This window comes from Acidisoma sp. L85, assembly GCF_009765865.1.
Lineage (GTDB): Bacteria > Pseudomonadota > Alphaproteobacteria > Acetobacterales > Acetobacteraceae > Acidisoma.
Genome location: NZ_LMUQ01000076.1, coordinates 332,079 through 349,816, shown reverse-complemented (window position 1 = coordinate 349,816; position 17,738 = coordinate 332,079). Strand labels below are relative to the sequence as shown.

15 protein-coding genes are annotated in these 17,738 nt (G+C 66.2%); all 15 read right to left on the bottom strand.

Annotated elements, in window-relative coordinates:
• Positions 1 to 90: 90 nt before the first annotated feature.
• The 15 genes from ftsA to mraZ are packed head-to-tail and all read right to left on the bottom strand — an operon-like array spanning position 91 to position 17,546.
• The gene (gene ftsA, locus GSQ83_RS27340; RefSeq protein WP_174246747.1) at positions 91 to 1,377 is read right to left on the bottom strand and encodes a cell division protein FtsA; all 1,287 of its coding nucleotides are present in this window, start codon (positions 1,375 to 1,377) and stop codon (positions 91 to 93) included.
• Positions 1,378 to 1,395: 18 nt separating this feature from the next.
• Complete coding sequence (locus GSQ83_RS27335; RefSeq protein WP_158806008.1) at positions 1,396 to 2,319, bottom strand: cell division protein FtsQ/DivIB; 924 nt, start codon at positions 2,317 to 2,319, stop codon at positions 1,396 to 1,398.
• Complete coding sequence (locus tag GSQ83_RS27330) at positions 2,307 to 3,224, bottom strand: D-alanine--D-alanine ligase (protein WP_158806007.1); 918 nt, start codon at positions 3,222 to 3,224, stop codon at positions 2,307 to 2,309. The genes GSQ83_RS27335 and GSQ83_RS27330 overlap by 13 nt, the downstream gene beginning before the upstream one ends.
• Positions 3,221 to 4,171, bottom strand: a complete 951-nt coding sequence (murB, locus tag GSQ83_RS27325) for a UDP-N-acetylmuramate dehydrogenase (protein ID WP_158806006.1) — start codon at positions 4,169 to 4,171, stop codon at positions 3,221 to 3,223. The genes GSQ83_RS27330 and murB overlap by 4 nt, the downstream gene beginning before the upstream one ends.
• Positions 4,168 to 5,607 (bottom strand): UDP-N-acetylmuramate--L-alanine ligase, encoded by a 1,440-nt coding sequence (gene murC / locus GSQ83_RS27320; RefSeq protein ID WP_158806005.1) that lies wholly within the window; start codon positions 5,605 to 5,607, stop codon positions 4,168 to 4,170. Before murC ends, murB begins: the two co-directional genes overlap by 4 nt.
• The gene (gene murG, locus GSQ83_RS27315; protein WP_158806004.1) at positions 5,604 to 6,725 is read right to left on the bottom strand and encodes an undecaprenyldiphospho-muramoylpentapeptide beta-N-acetylglucosaminyltransferase; all 1,122 of its coding nucleotides are present in this window, start codon (positions 6,723 to 6,725) and stop codon (positions 5,604 to 5,606) included. Before murG ends, murC begins: the two co-directional genes overlap by 4 nt.
• Positions 6,722 to 7,843: an FtsW/RodA/SpoVE family cell cycle protein gene (locus GSQ83_RS27310; RefSeq protein ID WP_158806003.1), complete on the bottom strand. Its 1,122-nt coding sequence runs from the start codon at positions 7,841 to 7,843 to the stop codon at positions 6,722 to 6,724. Before GSQ83_RS27310 ends, murG begins: the two co-directional genes overlap by 4 nt.
• Positions 7,843 to 9,180, bottom strand: coding sequence for a UDP-N-acetylmuramoyl-L-alanine--D-glutamate ligase (gene murD, locus GSQ83_RS27305; RefSeq protein WP_158806002.1), 1,338 nt, complete (start codon positions 9,178 to 9,180; stop codon positions 7,843 to 7,845). The genes GSQ83_RS27310 and murD overlap by 1 nt, the downstream gene beginning before the upstream one ends.
• Positions 9,180 to 10,268, bottom strand: a complete 1,089-nt coding sequence (gene mraY / locus GSQ83_RS27300) for a phospho-N-acetylmuramoyl-pentapeptide-transferase (protein WP_158806001.1) — start codon at positions 10,266 to 10,268, stop codon at positions 9,180 to 9,182. Before mraY ends, murD begins: the two co-directional genes overlap by 1 nt.
• Entirely contained in the window at positions 10,268 to 11,647 is a 1,380-nt protein-coding gene (gene murF / locus GSQ83_RS27295; protein ID WP_158806000.1) for a UDP-N-acetylmuramoyl-tripeptide--D-alanyl-D-alanine ligase, read from the bottom strand. The genes mraY and murF overlap by 1 nt, the downstream gene beginning before the upstream one ends.
• Positions 11,644 to 13,128 (bottom strand): UDP-N-acetylmuramoyl-L-alanyl-D-glutamate--2,6-diaminopimelate ligase, encoded by a 1,485-nt coding sequence (locus GSQ83_RS27290; protein WP_158805999.1) that lies wholly within the window; start codon positions 13,126 to 13,128, stop codon positions 11,644 to 11,646. The genes murF and GSQ83_RS27290 overlap by 4 nt, the downstream gene beginning before the upstream one ends.
• Complete coding sequence (locus tag GSQ83_RS27285) at positions 13,115 to 15,130, bottom strand: penicillin-binding protein 2 (protein ID WP_254065938.1); 2,016 nt, start codon at positions 15,128 to 15,130, stop codon at positions 13,115 to 13,117. The genes GSQ83_RS27290 and GSQ83_RS27285 overlap by 14 nt, the downstream gene beginning before the upstream one ends.
• A 12-nt stretch (positions 15,131 to 15,142) precedes the next feature.
• Complete coding sequence (locus tag GSQ83_RS27280) at positions 15,143 to 16,141, bottom strand: hypothetical protein (RefSeq protein ID WP_158805998.1); 999 nt, start codon at positions 16,139 to 16,141, stop codon at positions 15,143 to 15,145.
• Positions 16,138 to 17,079 (bottom strand): 16S rRNA (cytosine(1402)-N(4))-methyltransferase RsmH, encoded by a 942-nt coding sequence (gene rsmH / locus GSQ83_RS27275; protein ID WP_158805997.1) that lies wholly within the window; start codon positions 17,077 to 17,079, stop codon positions 16,138 to 16,140. The genes GSQ83_RS27280 and rsmH overlap by 4 nt, the downstream gene beginning before the upstream one ends.
• Positions 17,079 to 17,546 (bottom strand): division/cell wall cluster transcriptional repressor MraZ, encoded by a 468-nt coding sequence (gene mraZ / locus GSQ83_RS27270; RefSeq protein WP_158805996.1) that lies wholly within the window; start codon positions 17,544 to 17,546, stop codon positions 17,079 to 17,081. The genes rsmH and mraZ overlap by 1 nt, the downstream gene beginning before the upstream one ends.
• Positions 17,547 to 17,738 lie beyond the last annotated feature (192 nt).

Genomic DNA, 17,738 nt, shown 5'->3' with positions numbered 1-17,738 from the left:
CTCCTTGAATTGTCGGGCCCGAAAGCGCGCTTGCCCTTGGCGCTGCCTGGCATGAATGGCGGTTGAAGCTGTTCGAGCCGGGGAAGCGCATCACACACGCTCCCTGAGGAAGGTGACGAAGCGTTTGAGTGGGCCACTCGGCCGCCGCGTCTCCAAGTCGATATCCTGCATCACGCGGCCCTCGCCCGAAGCCCAGGCGAGCAGCCCGGCCCCCGTGGCGAAAGCCGGTCCTGATGCCGCGTCCGGCAGCCCGCGCAAACCGATCGGCCTGCCAAGACGCACCTGCTTGCCGAGGATCTGTGCCGCCAATTCTCGCGCACCGGCGAGCTGGCAGCCGCCGCCGGTCAGCACCACGCGGGCGCCGGCGATACGCGATAGTCCTGATTCTTCGAGGCGGCTCTTCACCATCTCGAAAGTCTGCTCAAGCTTGGGCCGGATTATGCTGACGATCATGCTGCGCGGCACGCGAGCGATCTGGTGCTCTTCCTCGCCAACCAGCGGCACGGGCAGCATCTCGCGGTCGTCATCCGGACTTGTCTGCGCGCTGCCATATAGCGTCTTCAGCCGCTCCGCATGCGCGACCGGCGTCGAGAGCAGCCGCGCGATGTCGTTGGTAATGTGCAGGCCGCCGATCTGCGTTTGTGCTGTGTGCAGAAGTTGCCCCTCGGCGAAGACCGCGAAGCTGGTGGAACCGCCGCCCATGTCGATGACCGTGGTGCCGAGTTCGCGCTCATCTTCCACCAGGGTTGCAAGTCCGGCGGCGAAGGGTGCCGAGACAAGTTCTGCGATTTCCAGATCGCAGCGGTGCAGGCAAGTGGCGAGATTGCGCAAAGCCGGGGCGATCGCGTCGATCACATGCAACCGCACCGTGAGCGTTTCGCAATGCAATCCGCGCGGATCCTCGACGCGGTTGGTTTCATCGACCGAAAAGGAGAGCGGCAAAGTGTGGATCGCGTCGCGCCCTTCGGAGGCGACACGGGCGCGGCCTTCCACGACGACGCGGCGGACATCTTCTTCCGTCACCACGCGGCCGCCAACCGGCCACTGCACATTGAACAGCCGGCTTTCCGGCTGGCCGCAACCGAGATTGACGTAGACGGCGCGAAGCCGCGTATCGGCCATATCCTCGGCCTGACCGACGGCGGCGCGGATCGCACGCTCAGCCTCGTCGAGATCGGTGATCCCACCGCAGCGAATGCCGCGCCCCTTCTGCCAACCGAAGCCCAGGATGCGGCGTGTGCCATCGGCTTCGGTGCGGCCGATCATGCAGGTGATCTTGGTCGAGCCGATATCCAGCGCGCCGAATACGCCCATGCGCGGTGTGCGCGGTCGGCCCAATGGCTCGATCACGGCGGGTGACAGGCTGCGTCGGGACATATCGTTCACGGCTGTGTCCTACGCATGATCGCGCGAGGTTGCTGCGTCGCGGGCGCTCTTGTCGCTGCCATCATTCCCGATGGGCGGCGGAGCAGGCGGCGGAGGATAGGGACGAACGACAACGCGGTCGGCAAGACGCAGATCGACGATCTGCAGCGGACGATCGAGCAGCTTCATCCGGGTGTTCAACGCGCCAAGACGGCCAAGCGCCTGGTCCTGGTTCTCGCCCGGCAGCATCACAGTCGCACCGGACTTCATCACCAGATTCCAGCGCTCCTGTCCGACGCGCACGGCGGCGACCATATGGCTGGTGATGTCGGGGAAAGGTGCCATTTCGTCGAACAACTCGGCGGTCGCGTCGGGCGCACCGTCACCGACCACAAGCGGGAGCGACAATTCGCGTGCGGTGCGGGCCACATCCTTGTCACCCATCACGGCGCCAGCGCGATCCAGCAGACGGAACCGGCCGTGATCCTGCCAAACGGCGAAGGGCGCACGCTCCGTGAGCCGCACCAGCAGCGTGTCGGGCAGACGGCGCTCAACCACGGCGTCCTGCACCCAGCCGAGTGCCGTGACACGGCTGCGGACGGCGGCGACGGAGAAGCCGAGGATCGGAGTGCCGGTCGTGATGCCGAGCGCCGTGCGCAGAATTGGCTCGGGCGTATTGGCGCGGCCCTCGATCACGATATGGCGCAGCTTGAGCCCCATCCCCGCACCGACATCGCCGAGCGCGGTGCGCATGGCATTGACGCTTCCGCTGTGATCCGCGGCGCGGAACACCAGGCTGAGCGCGAAGATCACGACCAGAATGGCAAAGCCGCCGATCAGTGGCCGCAGAAAGCGGCGGGCGCGGCGCAGAACGATCGCGGCATGGCTTGGCCGGTCAACGACGCTGGTGCTCGCCATGCGCGGCGGCGGGATGGGTTTGCTCACGCGTGGCATTGCGCTTGCTCCACCATCCAGGCGCAGAGCGCCGGGAACCCAATGCCGAGAAACGCCGCCTGTTCAGGCAGCAGCGATGTCGGCGTCAGTCCCGGCTGGGTATTCACTTCGAGCAGCACCAGCCGGCCCGGCGAACCTTCCGTGTCGTCGTAACGGAAATCCGAACGCGAGGCGCCGGCACAACCGAGCGCCGTATGCGCGCGCAACGCCACATCCATGGCCTGAACCGTGATCTCGGACGGCACCTTCGCGGGAATGACATGAGTCGAGCCGCCATCCGCGTATTTCGATTCGTAGTCGTAGAAGGCATGCGACGCGGCGATCTCAGTCACCGCCAAAGCGCGATCGCCCATGACGCCAACCGTCAATTCGCGGCCAGGGATAAATTCCTCGGCCAGCGCAGTGCGGCCGTAGCGCCAGCTCCGGGCGATTTCCGCGCGACGGTTGTCGCCCGCCTGCATGATCTCCACACCGACCGACGAGCCTTCGTTCTGCGGCTTAATGACATAGGGACGCGGCAGAGGATCGGCGGCCTCCAACTCCTCGACCGTCACGACGCGATGCCGCGCGATGGGCAGGCCGACCGAGGCGAAGATCGCCTTCGCCGCCACCTTGTCCATCGCTAGCGCCGAGGCGCGCACGCCGGAATGCGTGTAGGGAATGCCCATCCAGTCGAGCACACCCTGAATCGCGCCATCCTCGCCAAAACGGCCGTGAAGAGCGTTGAACACGACATCGGGCTTCGGATCGAGCGCCGCGAGCGTCTCGCGCAGATCCTCGCCGACAACTACAGGCAACACGTCGAAGCCGGCTTCACGCAGCGCAGCAATCACCTGACGGCCGGAGGAGAGACTGACCTCGCGTTCAGCAGAGATGCCGCCATAGAGAACCGCGACGCGCGTCATTGCGGAACCTCGCCTAGAACTTCGGCGCGCGGCAGCGGCTGGCCGAGCCGTTTGATCTCCCAGTCCAAGGTAACGCCCGTGGCGGCCTGCACGCGGCGGCGCAATTCCTCGCCGAGACCTTCGAGATCGGCGGCAGTCGCATTGCCGGTGTTGATGAGGAAGTTGCAGTGCAATTCGCTGACCTGCGCGCCGCCGCGCGCGAGGCCGCGGCCACCAACGGCGTCGATAAGCTCCCAGGCTTTCATGCCCGGCGGATTTGCGAAGGTGGAACCACCCGTCCGCGCACGCACCGGCTGGGTCGCGCTACGGGACGCGCGGATCTCCGCCATTCGGCTCGCGATGAGCAACGCATCCCCGGAGGTAGCGCGCAAACGTGCGCGGGTGACGACCGCTCCGGGCGGCAGGCTTGAGTGGCGATAGGAAAGCCGCAGTTCCTGCGCCGTCAACCGATGGGTCTCGCCACCGCGCGTCACGATCTCGGCCCAGTCGAGGCAAGCCGCGATATCGCTGCCATAGGCGCCGGCATTCATGGCGACGGCGCCGCCGATGCTGCCCGGAATGCCGGAGAGAAACTCGAGATCGGCAAGGCTCGCCGCCGCCGCGTGTTCGGCAACCGTTATGTCGAGCGCCGCCGCACCGCAGACGATGCCGTCCGCCTCAACCTTGATGCCGCCGAAGCCGCGGCCGAGGCGCAACACGACACCGGAGATCCCACCGTCGCGCACGATGAGATTGGATGCGGCGCCGATCACCGTCACCGGAACATCTGCTGGGAGCGCGCCAAGAAAGCGCGCGAGGTCGGCGGCGTCCTTCGGCTTCGCCAGAATCTCCGCCGGTCCGCCGGTGCGGAACCAGGTCGCGGGACCCAAAGCGGCGCCCGCCTCCACCCGGCCCGCGAGCGGCGGCAGGCGGTCGATGAGGTCCTGCAGGCGCTCGGCGGCCATCATGCGACCGCCCCCGCTCGCTGGCTGTCCTGGTTCTGCAGAATCGCTAGTTGTGCCGGCAGTGCCGTCGCCCAAGCGGTGATCGTGCCAGCGCCGAGGCAAACGACGAAGTCACCGGGATGCGCGATCGCATGCACCATTTCGGCGAGGTGGTCCGGCCCAGGCAGCGACACGACGCTGCGATGACCGCGTGCGCGAAGACCCTCGACCAGCGCGTCACGGCTGACGCCCTCGATCGGCGCTTCACCGGCGGCATAGACATCGGCGACGATGACGGTGCCCGCATCGTTCATGCAGGTGCAGAACTCAGCGAACAACGACTGCAACCGCGAATAGCGATGCGGCTGCACCACGGCGATCACGTTGCGCGCCTGCGCCTGACGCGCCGCCTTCAGCACGGCGGCGATCTCCACCGGATGATGACCGTAGTCATCGATCACGGTGATCCCGCCGGTCTCGCCAGTTTTGGTGAAGCGGCGCTTGACGCCCCGGAAAGCGGCGAGGCTGGTGCGCAGCGCGCTTTCGCCGATCTCCATCTCCACGCCGACCGCAATCGCCGCGAGGGCGTTCTGCACATTGTGCTGGCCGAGCATCGGCAAGCGGAACGGCCCCATGCGGCGGCTACGGTTGCGCAGCCGGTCAGTGACGACGACCTCGAAGTTGGAGCCAGCCTTGTCGGCAACCAGACGCTCGGCGCGAATATCGGCCTGCGGGCTGAAGCCATAGGTGATGATGCGATGATCGGCGAGGCGCGGGATCATCTCCTGCACCGCCGGATGATCGATGCAGAGCACCGCGAAGCCGTAGAACGGAATATTGCCGACGAATTGGCGATAGCCCGCTTCCATCGCCTCCTGCGTGCCCCAATGGTCTAGATGCTCGGGGTCCATATTGGTGACGACAGCGATGACGGCGGGCAGCCTCAGGAAGCTGCCGTCGCTCTCATCGGCCTCCACCACCATCCAGTCGCCAGCGCCCAGGCGCGTATTGGTGCCGTAGGCGTTGATGATGCCGCCATTGATCACGGTGGGATCGAGATTGGCGCCTTCCAGCACTGCCGCGATGAGGCTGGTCGTGGTCGTCTTGCCATGCGTGCCGCCAATCGCCACGGACCAGCGGAGCCGCATGAGTTCGGCCAACATCTCGGCGCGCCGCACGACGGGCACGAGACGCGCGCGCGCCGCCTGCACTTCCGGATTATCGGCTTTAACGGCTGAGGAAACGACGACGACCTGCGCCTTGCCGATATTCGCGGCGGCATGGCCGATGGTCACGTCGATGCCGGCACCGCGCAGACGTTTGACGTTTGCGGAATCGGCCAGGTCGCTGCCCTGCACGGAATAGCCGAGATTATGCAGCACCTCGGCGATCCCGGACATGCCGATGCCGCCGATGCCGACGAAATGAATTGTGCCGATGGTGAGTGGAAGAGCCCTCATGGCAACCGCTCCGGCGTCAGCGCATGCTCGACCAGATCGGCGAGAACGGCGGCGGCATCGGAGCGGCCCTCGCCACGCGCGGCCTCGGCCGCCGCAGCGAGAGCCGCATCCGCGCCAAACAAACTCGCGAGGCGAGCGGCGAGAGCGGGTGCCGTGAATTCGGTCTGACGCATGGTCCAGGCAGCGCCAGCCCGCGCCAGCGCGGCGGCATTCGCGGTCTGGTGGTCGTCGATCGCATGCGGCAACGGCACCAGGATCGCGGGGCGCCCGACAACGGCGAGTTCGGCAACCGTGGAGGCGCCGGCTCTGGCGATAACGAGATGCGCGGCGGCAAGATGGCTCGCCATATCAGTGAAAAACGGCGCGACCTCGGCGGTGATGCCCGCGCCGGCATAGGCGATGCGCACGTTCGCGGCATCCTCCGCGCGGGCCTGCTGCACGACTTGCAAGCGGTGGCGCAGTGCCTCGGGCAGCAGGAGCAGCGCGGCTGGCACGACCTCGCTCAACACCCGCGCGCCGAGCGAGCCGCCCGTGACGAGCAGGTTGATCGGGCCGTCCGGCTCGGGCGCGACATAGGGCATGTCCGCAAGCGCCGCGATGGGCGGGCGCACCGGATTGCCGGTAATGACGGTCCCTGTGCCGCTCGGCAACCGCGTCGTGCCCGCGAAGCTCAGCGCGAGCGTGGTGGCACTTCGCGCCAATGCGCGGTTTGCTCGCCCCAACACGGCGTTCTGCTCGTGCAGGATCACCGGCACACCAAGCCGCGCGAGACGAGCAGCGACAACCGGCGGCACGGAAGGATAGCCGCCGAAACCGATGATGGCACCAGGCTGCAAGCGACGCAGGATGCGCGCCGCCGCAAAGGTTCCCGCCGCGAGCGCCGCGGCGGCCTTGGCACCGCGCAAAGCACCACGGCCGGCGATACCGGCGCCCGGCAGCACATGGCGATCCGCTGGATCGAAAACGGGGCTCGCACGTCCGGCAGAGCGCGCATCCGTCATCAGCACAACGCGGTGGCCGCGTTTGGCGAGCGTTTCGGCGAGCGCCTCGGCGGGGAAGAAGTGGCCGCCAGTACCGCCGGCAGCGATTACGATGGGCGTCACGCGCGGGCCTCTCATACCCGTTCCCCCGTGAACCGGCGGCGAGTGAGCGCCAGCAGCATTCCCATCTCAAGTGCCACGGACAGCGCCGAGGATCCGCCATAGGAGATGAAGGGCAGCGTCATCCCCTTGGTCGGGATGAGTTGCAACGACGAGGCCATGTTTACGAAGGACTGCAAACCGAAGCTGATGAGCAGTCCGGCCGAGGCGAGAAGAATGAACTGATCGTTCTCCGCGATCAGCCGGAGCAAGCCCCGCATCACGATCGCGCCGAAAAGGCCGATGATGATGAGGCAGACGATCAGCCCGAATTCCTCGCCCGCGACGGCAAAGACGAAGTCGGCATGGGCATCGGGCAGGATGTCCTTGACCATGCCCTCGCCCGGTCCGCGACCCAGAAGCCCGCCATTGCCGAAAGCCTGCAACGCGGTCAGCGCCTGATAGGCCGTCTCGTGAGTCGGGTGCAGGAATCGCTCAACCCGAACATGGACATGCGGCATCAGGAAGAATGCCGCGACGAAAGCGACGACCAGCGCACCCGCCGCCGCGCCGACCAGCGCGACATTCAATCCGTCGAGGAAAAGCTGCGACAGGAACACCACACTCACAACTGCAAGCATGCCGACATCCGGCTGCGATTTCAGCAACAGCGCGATGACGGCATAAAGCATGAAAGCGAGGATGCGGCCCGGAAAGCGCACCGTGTTCCGCGCTTCCACCAGCAAGCCAGCCGTCAGCACCGCAAAGAACGGCTTGAGAAACTCACTGGGCTGAAGCGAAAGGAACGGAATGTTAATCCACCGCCGGGCACCCTTGATCTCGACGCCATGGACGAGGGTAAAGGCTGTGAGCAGAAGTGCCACCAAGGTTCCGGTCAAAGCCAGCCACCGAATGCCTTTTGGCGACAAAAGGGAAACGCCGACGACGATCGCGCCAGCCAAGCCAAGAAACAGGACCTGCTTGATGATAAGCATGTCGCGCGGATCGCCAATGCGATGCGCCACCGCCGGGCTCGATGCCAGAACCAGCACATAGCCAAAGCCGATCAGTGTGCCGATGCAAACCAAAGTCCAGCGATCGACCGTCCACCACCAGCGGCCGAGCGTCGATGTATCGGTGCGGGACAATGCGGGCATTACGCGGCCCTCCCCGCGGTCGCACCAGGTTGGTCCAGCGCGGCGGCTAGCGCGGCGAAACGGTCACCCCGCGCCTCGAATCCTGTGAACTGGTCGAAGCTCGCGCAAGCCGGTGATAGCAGCACGGTGCGAACGCCAAGCCTGCGGGCGGCGGCATGCGCGGCTGGCACCGCGTCCTCCAAAGTTCCGGCAATGCGATGAGGAACTTTGTGGCGCGCGAGGGTTTCAGCGAGCAAAGCGGCGTCACGGCCGATCAGTTCAGCCTGCGCGATGCGCGGGAAAAACTCAGCCAAGGAGTCGATGCCGCCGGACTTGGCGATGCCACCGGCAATCCACACGAGCCGGTCGTAGCAGCCGAGTGCCCGCGCGGCGGCATCGGCGTTCGTGGCTTTGCTGTCATTGATGAAAGCAACGCCGTCACGCGTCGCGACCAATGTTTGGCGATGAGCGAGACCTGGGAAACTCGCAATGCCTCGGTCGATTGTCGCCGCGTCAATCCCAAGCGACTCCGCCAGTGCCCGCGCGGCGGCCGCATTCTGCGCGTTATGCGCGCCGGGCAGCGACGGCGGTAGCGTCTGAACTTCCACACCGCTCACCCGGATGACGCGCGCCGGACCAGAGTCCAGTTCATCGGCCATCGCCGCCGAAAGGGAATCGTCCACACCGATCACCGCTAAATCGGCGGCCGTCTGCCGGGCAAAGATCGCGCGCTTGACGCGTGCATATCCGGCCATGTCGCCGTGTCGGTCCAGGTGATCGGGGCTGAGGTTGAGCATCGCTGCCGCACAAAAGCGGAGAGTCGCGATTCGCTCCAACATGTAAGAAGACATTTCCAGGACGTAAATTCCAGAGTCTGGCAACAACGGGAGCGACAGGGCTGCTATTCCAAGATTTCCTCCCGCGGCGACAGGCAAGCCGGCGGTCGATAAAATATGCGCCAGCAGGGCCGTCGTCGTCGATTTGCCGTTCGTTCCGGTAATTCCGACGAAACGAGCCGCCGAGTCGGCCGCGCGAACCGCCTTAAACAGCAGCTCCGCATCGCTAAGAATCGGCACGCCCGCCGCCGTCGCCCTTGCCGCCACGGCATGCGGCGCTGGAAGGTTGTGCGGAATGCCGGGCGAGAGGATCAGCGCATCCGGCAGCGGCTCGCCGGCTTCCATCAGCGGCCGCACCGTGAATCCTTCCGCCTCGGCGGCCGTGCGGGCGGCGGCGCCGTCGTCCCATAGCATCGTCTCGGCGCCCATGCCGCGCAGCGCGCGCGCCACCGGCAGGCCGTTGCGACCGAGGCCGAGAATGGCGAAACGCTTTCCCGCGAAGAGCGTGGTGGGAAAATCCATCAGCGAATCTTCAGGGTCGCGAGACCCGCGAGTGCCAGGATCATCGAGATGATCCAGAAGCGGATGACGATGGTCGGCTCAGCCCAGCCCTTCTTCTCGAAATGATGATGCAGCGGCGCCATCAGGAACACGCGGCGTCCGGTACGCTTGAACCAGAAGACCTGGATGATGACCGAAACCGTCTCCGCCACAAACAATCCGCCGACCACCGCAAGCACGATCTCATGCTTCGTCGTGACCGCGACCGATGCCAAGGCGCCACCAAGGGCGAGGCTCCCGGTGTCACCCATGAACACCGCCGCCGGCGGCGCGTTGAACCACAGGAAACCGAGTCCCGCGCCAATCAGCGCCGAGCAGAAAATCGCCAGCTCGCCGGAACCTTGAACGAAAGGCAATTCCAGATAGCCCGCGAAGATGCGATTGCCGACGAGATAGGCGATCAGCGCGAAGACGCTGGCGGCGATAATGGTCGGCACCATCGCCAACCCGTCCAGCCCATCCGTCAGGTTCACGGCATTCGATGCGCCCATCATCACCAGCATGCCGAAAAACGGAAAGAAGATGCCCAGCGGGATCAGCACATTCTTGAAGTCGGGAATGGAAATGCCGGTGCCGAGCGGTCCGCCGATGTGAAACGCGATCCAGGCCGAGGCCAGCAAGCCAATCACCGCTTGCCCGATCAGCTTCAGCCGCCCCGAAAGACCCTTGGTGTTGCGCTTGGTAAGCTTGAGATAGTCATCACCAAACCCCAGCGCACCATAGCCGAGCGTGACGAAAAGCGCCGACCACACATAAGGATTCAGCAAATCCGCCCAGAGCAGGGTCGAGATGGTCAGCGCGCTGAGGATAAGCACGCCGCCCATGGTAGGCGTGCCCTTCTTCTCGATCAGATGCCGCTCGGGTCCGTCAAGACGGATCGGCTGGCCCTGCTTCTGCAGCGACCGCAGCTTGGCAATGACGCGCGGACCCAGAACAAAGCTCATGACGAGCGAGGTCAGGCACGCGCCGCCGGAGCGGAAGGTCAGATAGCGAATGAGGTTGAGACCGTGGAAGTGCTCGCTGAGCGGCAGGAGGAGATTGTACAGCATCAGGCCGTTCCCGCCGGTGCCGGCAAGACCGCGACGATGCGCGCCATCCGGCTGCCAAGACTGCCCTTCACCAATACCGCATCGCCGGGCCGCAGCGCCGCCGCGACGATCGGCGCCAAGCTGTCCGAATCCTCGGCCCAGCCGGCACGCAGGGCGGCGGGCAAGCTGTCGAAAAGCCGCCGCATCTCCGGTCCGCAGGCGAAAACGAGATCGGCATGCGCTTCCACATCGGGGGCGAGGCCGATGTGCTCGGCGATGCTCGCGTCGCCCAATTCTCGCATGTCGCCGAGCACCGCGATGCGCCGCGTCGCCGGTTGCAGGCCAAGGACGGCGAGCGCCGCGCGCACCGAGGGACCGGAAGCGTTGTAGCTATCATCGAGCAGAATAGCCTCGCCATCAGTCAGCGCGATAACCCGCCGGACGCCACGGCCGGTGACCGCGGCGAAGCCATCCAGCGCCGCGGCGGCATGATGCGGCTCGACGCCAAGCGCCATGGCGGCGGCGATGGCGGCGACTGCATTCATCGCCATGTGCCGACCCGGCGCGGCCAGACGGAAAGCGAGTTCGATTTCACCAAAAACCGCAGAGACAGAAACGCCTTCGACATCGCTGACCGCCGCGACAAGGCGCGCCTCGGCCTGGCGCTGAGTGCCGAAACGGACGATCGCGGCACCTCGCACGCGGGAGCTAAGAAGCTTGAATTGCGGGCTATCGGATGGCAGCACGGCGGTTCCGCCGGGCAGCAGTCCGGACAGGATCGCCGCCTTCTCATCGGCGATCGCCTCCAGGCTGCCCATGTGGCCGATATGCACGGGCTCGACGGTGGTGATCACCGCGACATGCGGCCGTGCGAGCGCCGCCAAGGGCGCGATTTCGCCCGCATGGTTCATGCCGATCTCGGCCACGCAGAAGGCGGCGCCGGGCGGCAACCGAGCCAAGGTCAGCGGCACGCCCCAATGGTTGTTGTAGGACGCGACGGCGGCATGGGTTTCGCCGCTGGCCGCGAGAATCCGCCGCAGCATTTCCTTGGTCGTCGTCTTGCCGACGCTGCCGGTGACGGCAACGACCCGGCCCTTGAACCGGTCGCGGCCAAAACGCCCGAGTGCCGTCAGCGCGCTCAGCGTATCGTCAACGCGGAGGAGTGGCGCATCCTCCGCCAAGCCTTCTACCTCGCGATCGACCAGCGCACCTGAGGCACCCGCCGCCAAAGCCTCGGCGACAAAAAGATGGCCGTCGCGGTTCTCACCTTGCAACGCCACGAAAAGCTCGCCCGGAACAATGCTGCGGGTGTCGATGGAGAGTCCCGTCGCGGTGAAGGGCCGGCTCATGGAGCCGCCAGTCGCCGCCGCCAGATTCTCGGCGGACCAAAGCACGGTCATGCGGCGCCCGCGAGTTCGCGAATGACGGCGGCGTCGTCGAAGGGCAATGTCTCGCGACCGACGATCTGCCCGAGCTCGTGGCCTTTGCCCGCGACAACCAGCACATCGCCTGTACCGAGCATCTCCAGACCCGCCGCGATCGCCGCGCGACGATCACCAATCTCGATGGCACCAGGGCAACCCGCCATAACGGCCGCGCGAATGGTCGCGGCCGTCTCCGTGCGCGGATTGTCGTCCGTCACGATCACCGCATCCGCACCGGCCTGTCCGGCCGCGCCCATGAGCGGACGCTTGCCGCGATCGCGATCCCCGCCGGCACCGAGCACGATGACGAGACGGCCCGCGGCATGCGGACGCAGCGCGTCCAGCGCGCGGGAAATGGCGTCGGGCGTATGCGCGTAGTCGACATATGCGGCAGCGCCGTTCGCCAATGTCGCCGCGCGCTCAAGACGACCACGCACGCCTTGCAGTCTGGCAAGCTGCTCGACCGCGCTCGGTAGACCGAGCATGCAAGCGAGGCCCGCCGCCAGCAGCGCGTTCTCCGCCTGAAACCTTCCGGGCAGCGGCAAAGTCAGCGAAAGCTTGCGGCCACCGGCCAAGGTAAGTTCCAGCACCTGCCCCGCCGCCACAGGCGTCGCGCGGTCAAGGCGAATGATCGAGCCGCTCTCGCCCACCGTGCCGAGAACCAGGCCGGCCCTGGCTGCCGTCTGCCGCAGCATCGCCTGGCTATCGGCGTCGAGCGTCGTGGAGGAGAGCGCGGGAGCGCCGCGCGGCAGGAGTTCGCTGAACAGCCGGAGCTTGGCGGCGCGATAAGCCTCCATGCCGCCGTGATAGTCGAGATGATCCCGCGTCAGATTGCTGAAGGCGCCCGCCGCAAGGCGCACCCCGTCTAGCCGGAACTGATCGAGCCCATGCGACGAAGCCTCAAGCGCCGCGTGCTGTATGCCGGCGGCGGCCAGGGCCGCCAATGTCGCGGCAAGGCTGACCGGATCGGGCGTCGTCAGTCCGGCACCCGGCGGCATGCCGGGCGCGACGAGGCCGAGCGTGCCCAGGGAAGCCGCGGGCGTATCGCCGAACATCCAGATCTGGCGCAGGAAATCGACGGTGCTGGTCTTGCCATTCGTGCCGGTGACGGCGGCGATGACGCGCGGCTGCGCGCCTGCCAGCGCTGCCGCCATTTGCGCCAGGCGACGGCGCGGCTGGTCGTCCAGGATCATCGGCCGAGGGGGCACGCCCGCTGGCCATTCGGTGCCGGGCGGGGCCAGAACCATCGCCGCGCCGCGCGCGACCGCATCGCCGATGAAGCGCCGCCCATCCTGCGCCGAACCTGGCAAAGCGGCGAAGACGAAGCCGGGCCGGACCTCGCGGCTATTCGCGGTGATCCCGCTCACCGACAGTCCCGCAGCTTGCGCGGCCCAGGCGGCACGGGCGGAAGGTGTGAAACTGCCGGGCATGCGCTGCATGAGCTCAGTGACCCGCATGAGCGGACGCGGCGGCCGGCATCGGAACGCGATACATCGCATCGTGACGCAACCCGGCAGCGCTCGCGGCATTCGCGGTCCAGCCTGGCGCCGCCGGCGTCGTCGCCGCTGCCGCCTCACGCGTCGCATGATGCGCGGGCTTCGCGGGCGTGTCGCCCATCGCGATGTTATCCGGCTCGCCGGGGTTATTGGGACCAAGCGGCACGGCACCGGGCGGCGCCGGCACATGCGCGGGAATCGCAAGCGAGGCGTTGATCGCTTCGACATCGGTGAAGCGCGGCATCACGTTCAGCATCGGGCCAATGCGCGCGATGACATGGCTGACCGAGGGACCAGCCATCCAGCCGCCCGTGGTAAAGCCATGGGTCGCCGCCGTCGCATGACCGGAATCGATGGCGATATAAACCACATAGCGCGGCGCGTAGATCGGGAAGGCCGCGACATACGAACTATAGTTGGTGTGCTTCACGTAGCCGCCATGCGCCGCGACTTTCTGCGCCGTGCCGGTTTTAGCGCCCACGAAATAACCCGGCACCTCACCGAAGTTGCCGGTGCCATCGACTACAATCAGGCGCATGAGCTTGCGCATCGTATCCGAGGTCGATTGCTGCATCACCGTCGTGCCCGTGCAGGGCGGGTCGCCGGGATTGCTGGCGAGCAGCGACGGCTTGTACAACGTGCCGCCATTCACGATGGCAACCGCGGTGTTCGAAATATGCAGCGGGGTTTCGGCGATACCGTTGCCGAAGGACACCGTCATCACGGTCGCGCGGCCCCACCGGTTTTCCGCCTGCACCTGCGGCAGCGCGGCCTCAGGCAGTTCAATCGGCTCACGCGACAGCAGGCCAAGCTTCTTCAGCCAGTCACGCTGACGATCCTTGCCGATAAGTACGGAAATCCGCGAGGCGCCGATATTGGAGGAGAAACGCATGATGTCGGGAAGCTGCATCCAATAATGCTTCGGCTCGAAATCCGTGATGTGGAAGCGGCCGATGGGAATGGGATGTGTGGTGTTGAAGGAATCCCACATGTGGATGACGCTGTCGTCCAGCGCCATGCTCGCGGTCTGCAGCTTGAACACGCTACCCGGCTCGTAGGTGCCGGTCGCGCAGCGGTTGAAACGGGACGCCGGAGGCGCCGAGCCAAGATCATTGGCGTCATAGTCGGGGATGCTCACCATACCAAGCACCTGCCCGGTATGGGCGTCCTGCACGATGCCGCAGCCGCCAATCGCCGAATAGGTCTTGACCGCAGCCGCAACCTCGTCCCGCAGGATCGCCTGCACGCGCACATCGATCGAAAGCCGCAGCGGAGCCGTATTCGTATTGAGGCGCGTATTGAAGAACTTCTCGACGCCGGCGACACCATCCTCGTCGATATCGACGCCGCCGAGCACCTGCGCCGCAGTATCGCCGAGCGGATAGCGCCGAACCTGCGTCATCTGGAACGACAGGCCGGGCACGCCGAGATTGTTGATGGCGAATTGCTGCGCCGGGGTGACGGTGCGCGCGATGTAAACGAAAGCCTTGGCGGAGGCGAGACGCTTGGCGATCTCAGGTTCATTCAGATCAGGCAGAACCTGCTTCAGATCCTGTGCCACCTTGTCGGTGTCGATCATCTGCCGCGGATCGGCATAGAGGCTCGCGACCGGCAGCGACACGGCGAGGATCTGGCCGTTCGCGTCGATGATGGATGCGCGACCGGGGGGCGGCGGCGGAATGGTGACAGGATCGGGCACGAAATGCTCGACCACGCGCGGCGCCGGCTTGAGCGGGTTGAGGATCGTGGCGTCCGTCAGCTTGGCGGCCACGGCGAGGAACAGCAGGAAGAACACCGCCGCGACGGCGACCAGTCGGCCACGGCTTTTTTCCATCACCGCGCGGCGCTTTAGGTCGGGCTGCGTGATGCGCAAGGTCTCGGCACGCAGCGCGTCGTCTCGCGCGCCTGGCATGCGGCCCCAGGGGTGGTTCGGCGTGGTGTCGGGGGGCGGCGCGTCGTTCACCGGGCGCGGCGCCTATTGCGACGAGTAGAGCGGACGCGGCGGCGGCAAATCAGCGGCCGCCATGCCGAGCGAGGAGCCGGATACTGGCGCCCTATACATAACGGTCGCGGCCGGCGGCGTGATGCGCATCGGCATTGCGGTCCGCAACGGCGCCGGTGGCCGTGCGGGAGGCTCGTTCGCCGCATAGAGTTGGCCAGGAGCACGCACGAAGCTCGGCGCCGCTTGATGGTGGTGGCGCGGCCTCGCGATGGCGGGTGCCAGACCAGCGGCGGAAGTCGTCGCATCACCGCTGGCGATTTGGTCAGTCGGCGGCTCCGGCTTGTGCGCCGCGGCACGCACATGCGCTGGCCGCTTCGCAACGGCCGGTGGCGCGAGGGGACGCGGCGGGGCGAGAGGCGCGTTGACGGCGACCTGCGTATCCGGCGCCGACGCCGCCAAAGGCGGCGCGGGCGGCTGAGCGACGGGCGGCTCCGGCAGCGCATCCGCGTCCGCGTCCAGCGAAACATCGGGCGTTGGCTGGGCCGAAGGTGCCTGAAGCGCTGTCTGGTCGGGCGGTGCCGCCTGCAAGGGCGTTGTGACTTGCACAGGCGGCGCCAGAGCAAGCCGCGGCCCGGTATCAGCTACGCCAGGGAGCTTCGGCGGCGTCGCCGAGACCATTGGAACACCGAGCGACGGCCCCGGCAGCGCGGGGACCGGGACGATGGGCTTGCCGTCTCGCGTCGTGCCCGGTGCCGGCAGCGCGGAAGCAAGCTGGTCGAGCGTCTTGAGCTGGGACGGCGCCATCGGCTTGAGCGAAAGATACTGGTCGGCGAGCGCCTGGAGCCGCTCGGGATCGTTCATGAGCGCCCAGTCGGCGCGCAGCATGCGCGTGCGGTCGCGCGCCATGTCGATCGAGTGATAAGTCGAGCGCAGATCAGCATCGAGCACGAAAGCCCGTTGCTTGACCTGATACAGATAGAGACCCGAACCGGCGGCGAGCACGAGACAGATGCAGGTGACAGGACGGATCATGCGGCGGCCTCCGCCTCGATGCGGCATAAAGCGCGCAGCCGGGCACTGCGTGCGCGGGGGTTTGCGGCAACCTCTGCCTCGCTCGGTCTCAATGCGCGCCGCGTGAGCAACCGATACTCCGGTCTTCCCATCTGCATCAGGCCGCGAGGATCATGGCGGGACGGCGCGGGGGTGAGGCCGGAGGCATCTGTCATGAAGCGCTTGACGATCCGATCTTCGAGGGAATGGAAAGAAACGACGACCAGCCGGCCGCCCGGCCGCAGTGCGCGGCAAGCCTGAGCCAGACCGCGTTCGATCTCGCCCAGCTCATCGTTCACGCCGATGCGTAGTGCCTGGAAACTGCGCGTCGCGGGATCGATGCCAGAGCCATCCTTCGGCATGACGCTGCGGATGATGCTGGCAAGCCGCCCGGTGGTGGTGATCGGCGTCTCGGCCCGTGCCGCCACGATCGCGCGCGCGATACGGCGGGACTGCCGCTCCTCGCCGAATCGGAAGAGCAGGTCCGCAAGATCGTCAACTGGCATGTCGCGGACGAGATCGGCGGCGCTCGTCCCTTCCCGGCCCATCCGCATGTCGAGCGGACCATCCTGGCGGAAGCTGAAACCGCGCTCCGCCTGATCGATCTGGAAGGAGGAAACACCGAGATCGAGCACCACACCGTCAAGCGCTCCAACCTCGCGCTCGGCGAGCAGACGGAGGAGATCGCCGAAGCGACCTTCGATCAGATGCAATCGGCCAGGATGCGCCGCGACGAGAGCGGCTCCGCGCGCGATCGCATCCGGATCACGATCGATCGCCCAGACGGTGCATTGCGCGGCGCCAAGGATCGCGGCGGTATAACCGCCGCCACCAAAGGTTCCGTCCAGGTACACGGCACCTTCGGCCGGCGCGAGGGCCAGCAGAACCTCGGTCAACATGACAGGGAGATGGCGAGACATCAGGTGGTTCCTCCGGGCAGCGTCAGGCTGCGCGCCCTCGCCCGGTCTCGCGCCTCCGCCCGGCGACGCTCCGCGGCCGCGGGTTCCCAAATCTGGAAGATCCGTCCGAGTCCCATGAAGACAATTATGTCCGTTAATCCAGCATGGGCGACTAACGGCTCCGGAAGAATAATGCGACCCTCTTTGTCGGCTTCCAGCGCGTAGGAATCCGCGTAAAGCGCGGACGCCAGATCATCATGCGCTTCGCTAAAGAGGTCGAGGCGATCGAGCGGATTCGCGAGTTCCTTGAACGTCGCAAGCGGCCAAGCCTCGATGCAATCATGCTTGTGGGACGGCCGCAGCACCATGCCGGCGCCACCCTCTTGCCCATCGTCCAGAGCCTTAAGCGCGGAACGAAAAGTCGCTGGAACCGAAACGCGTCCTTTTGCGTCCAACCTGTTCTGGTGGGTGCCGAGGAAATGCGTCATCCGGCCCCCTTTCCATTCCCGTTGGCTCTGCCTGCCCTGGCGCTACTGAAACGAACCCGTTCAAACGATCACGGCTTCGTTTGGGATGTCATGGGTTACCATGGGCAAAATTGGGCGTCAAAGGGATTTACCAAATTGGGACAGGAAAAATCCGAGGAAACTCTGTGAAAAACAAAGAATTAGGCGGCTCCA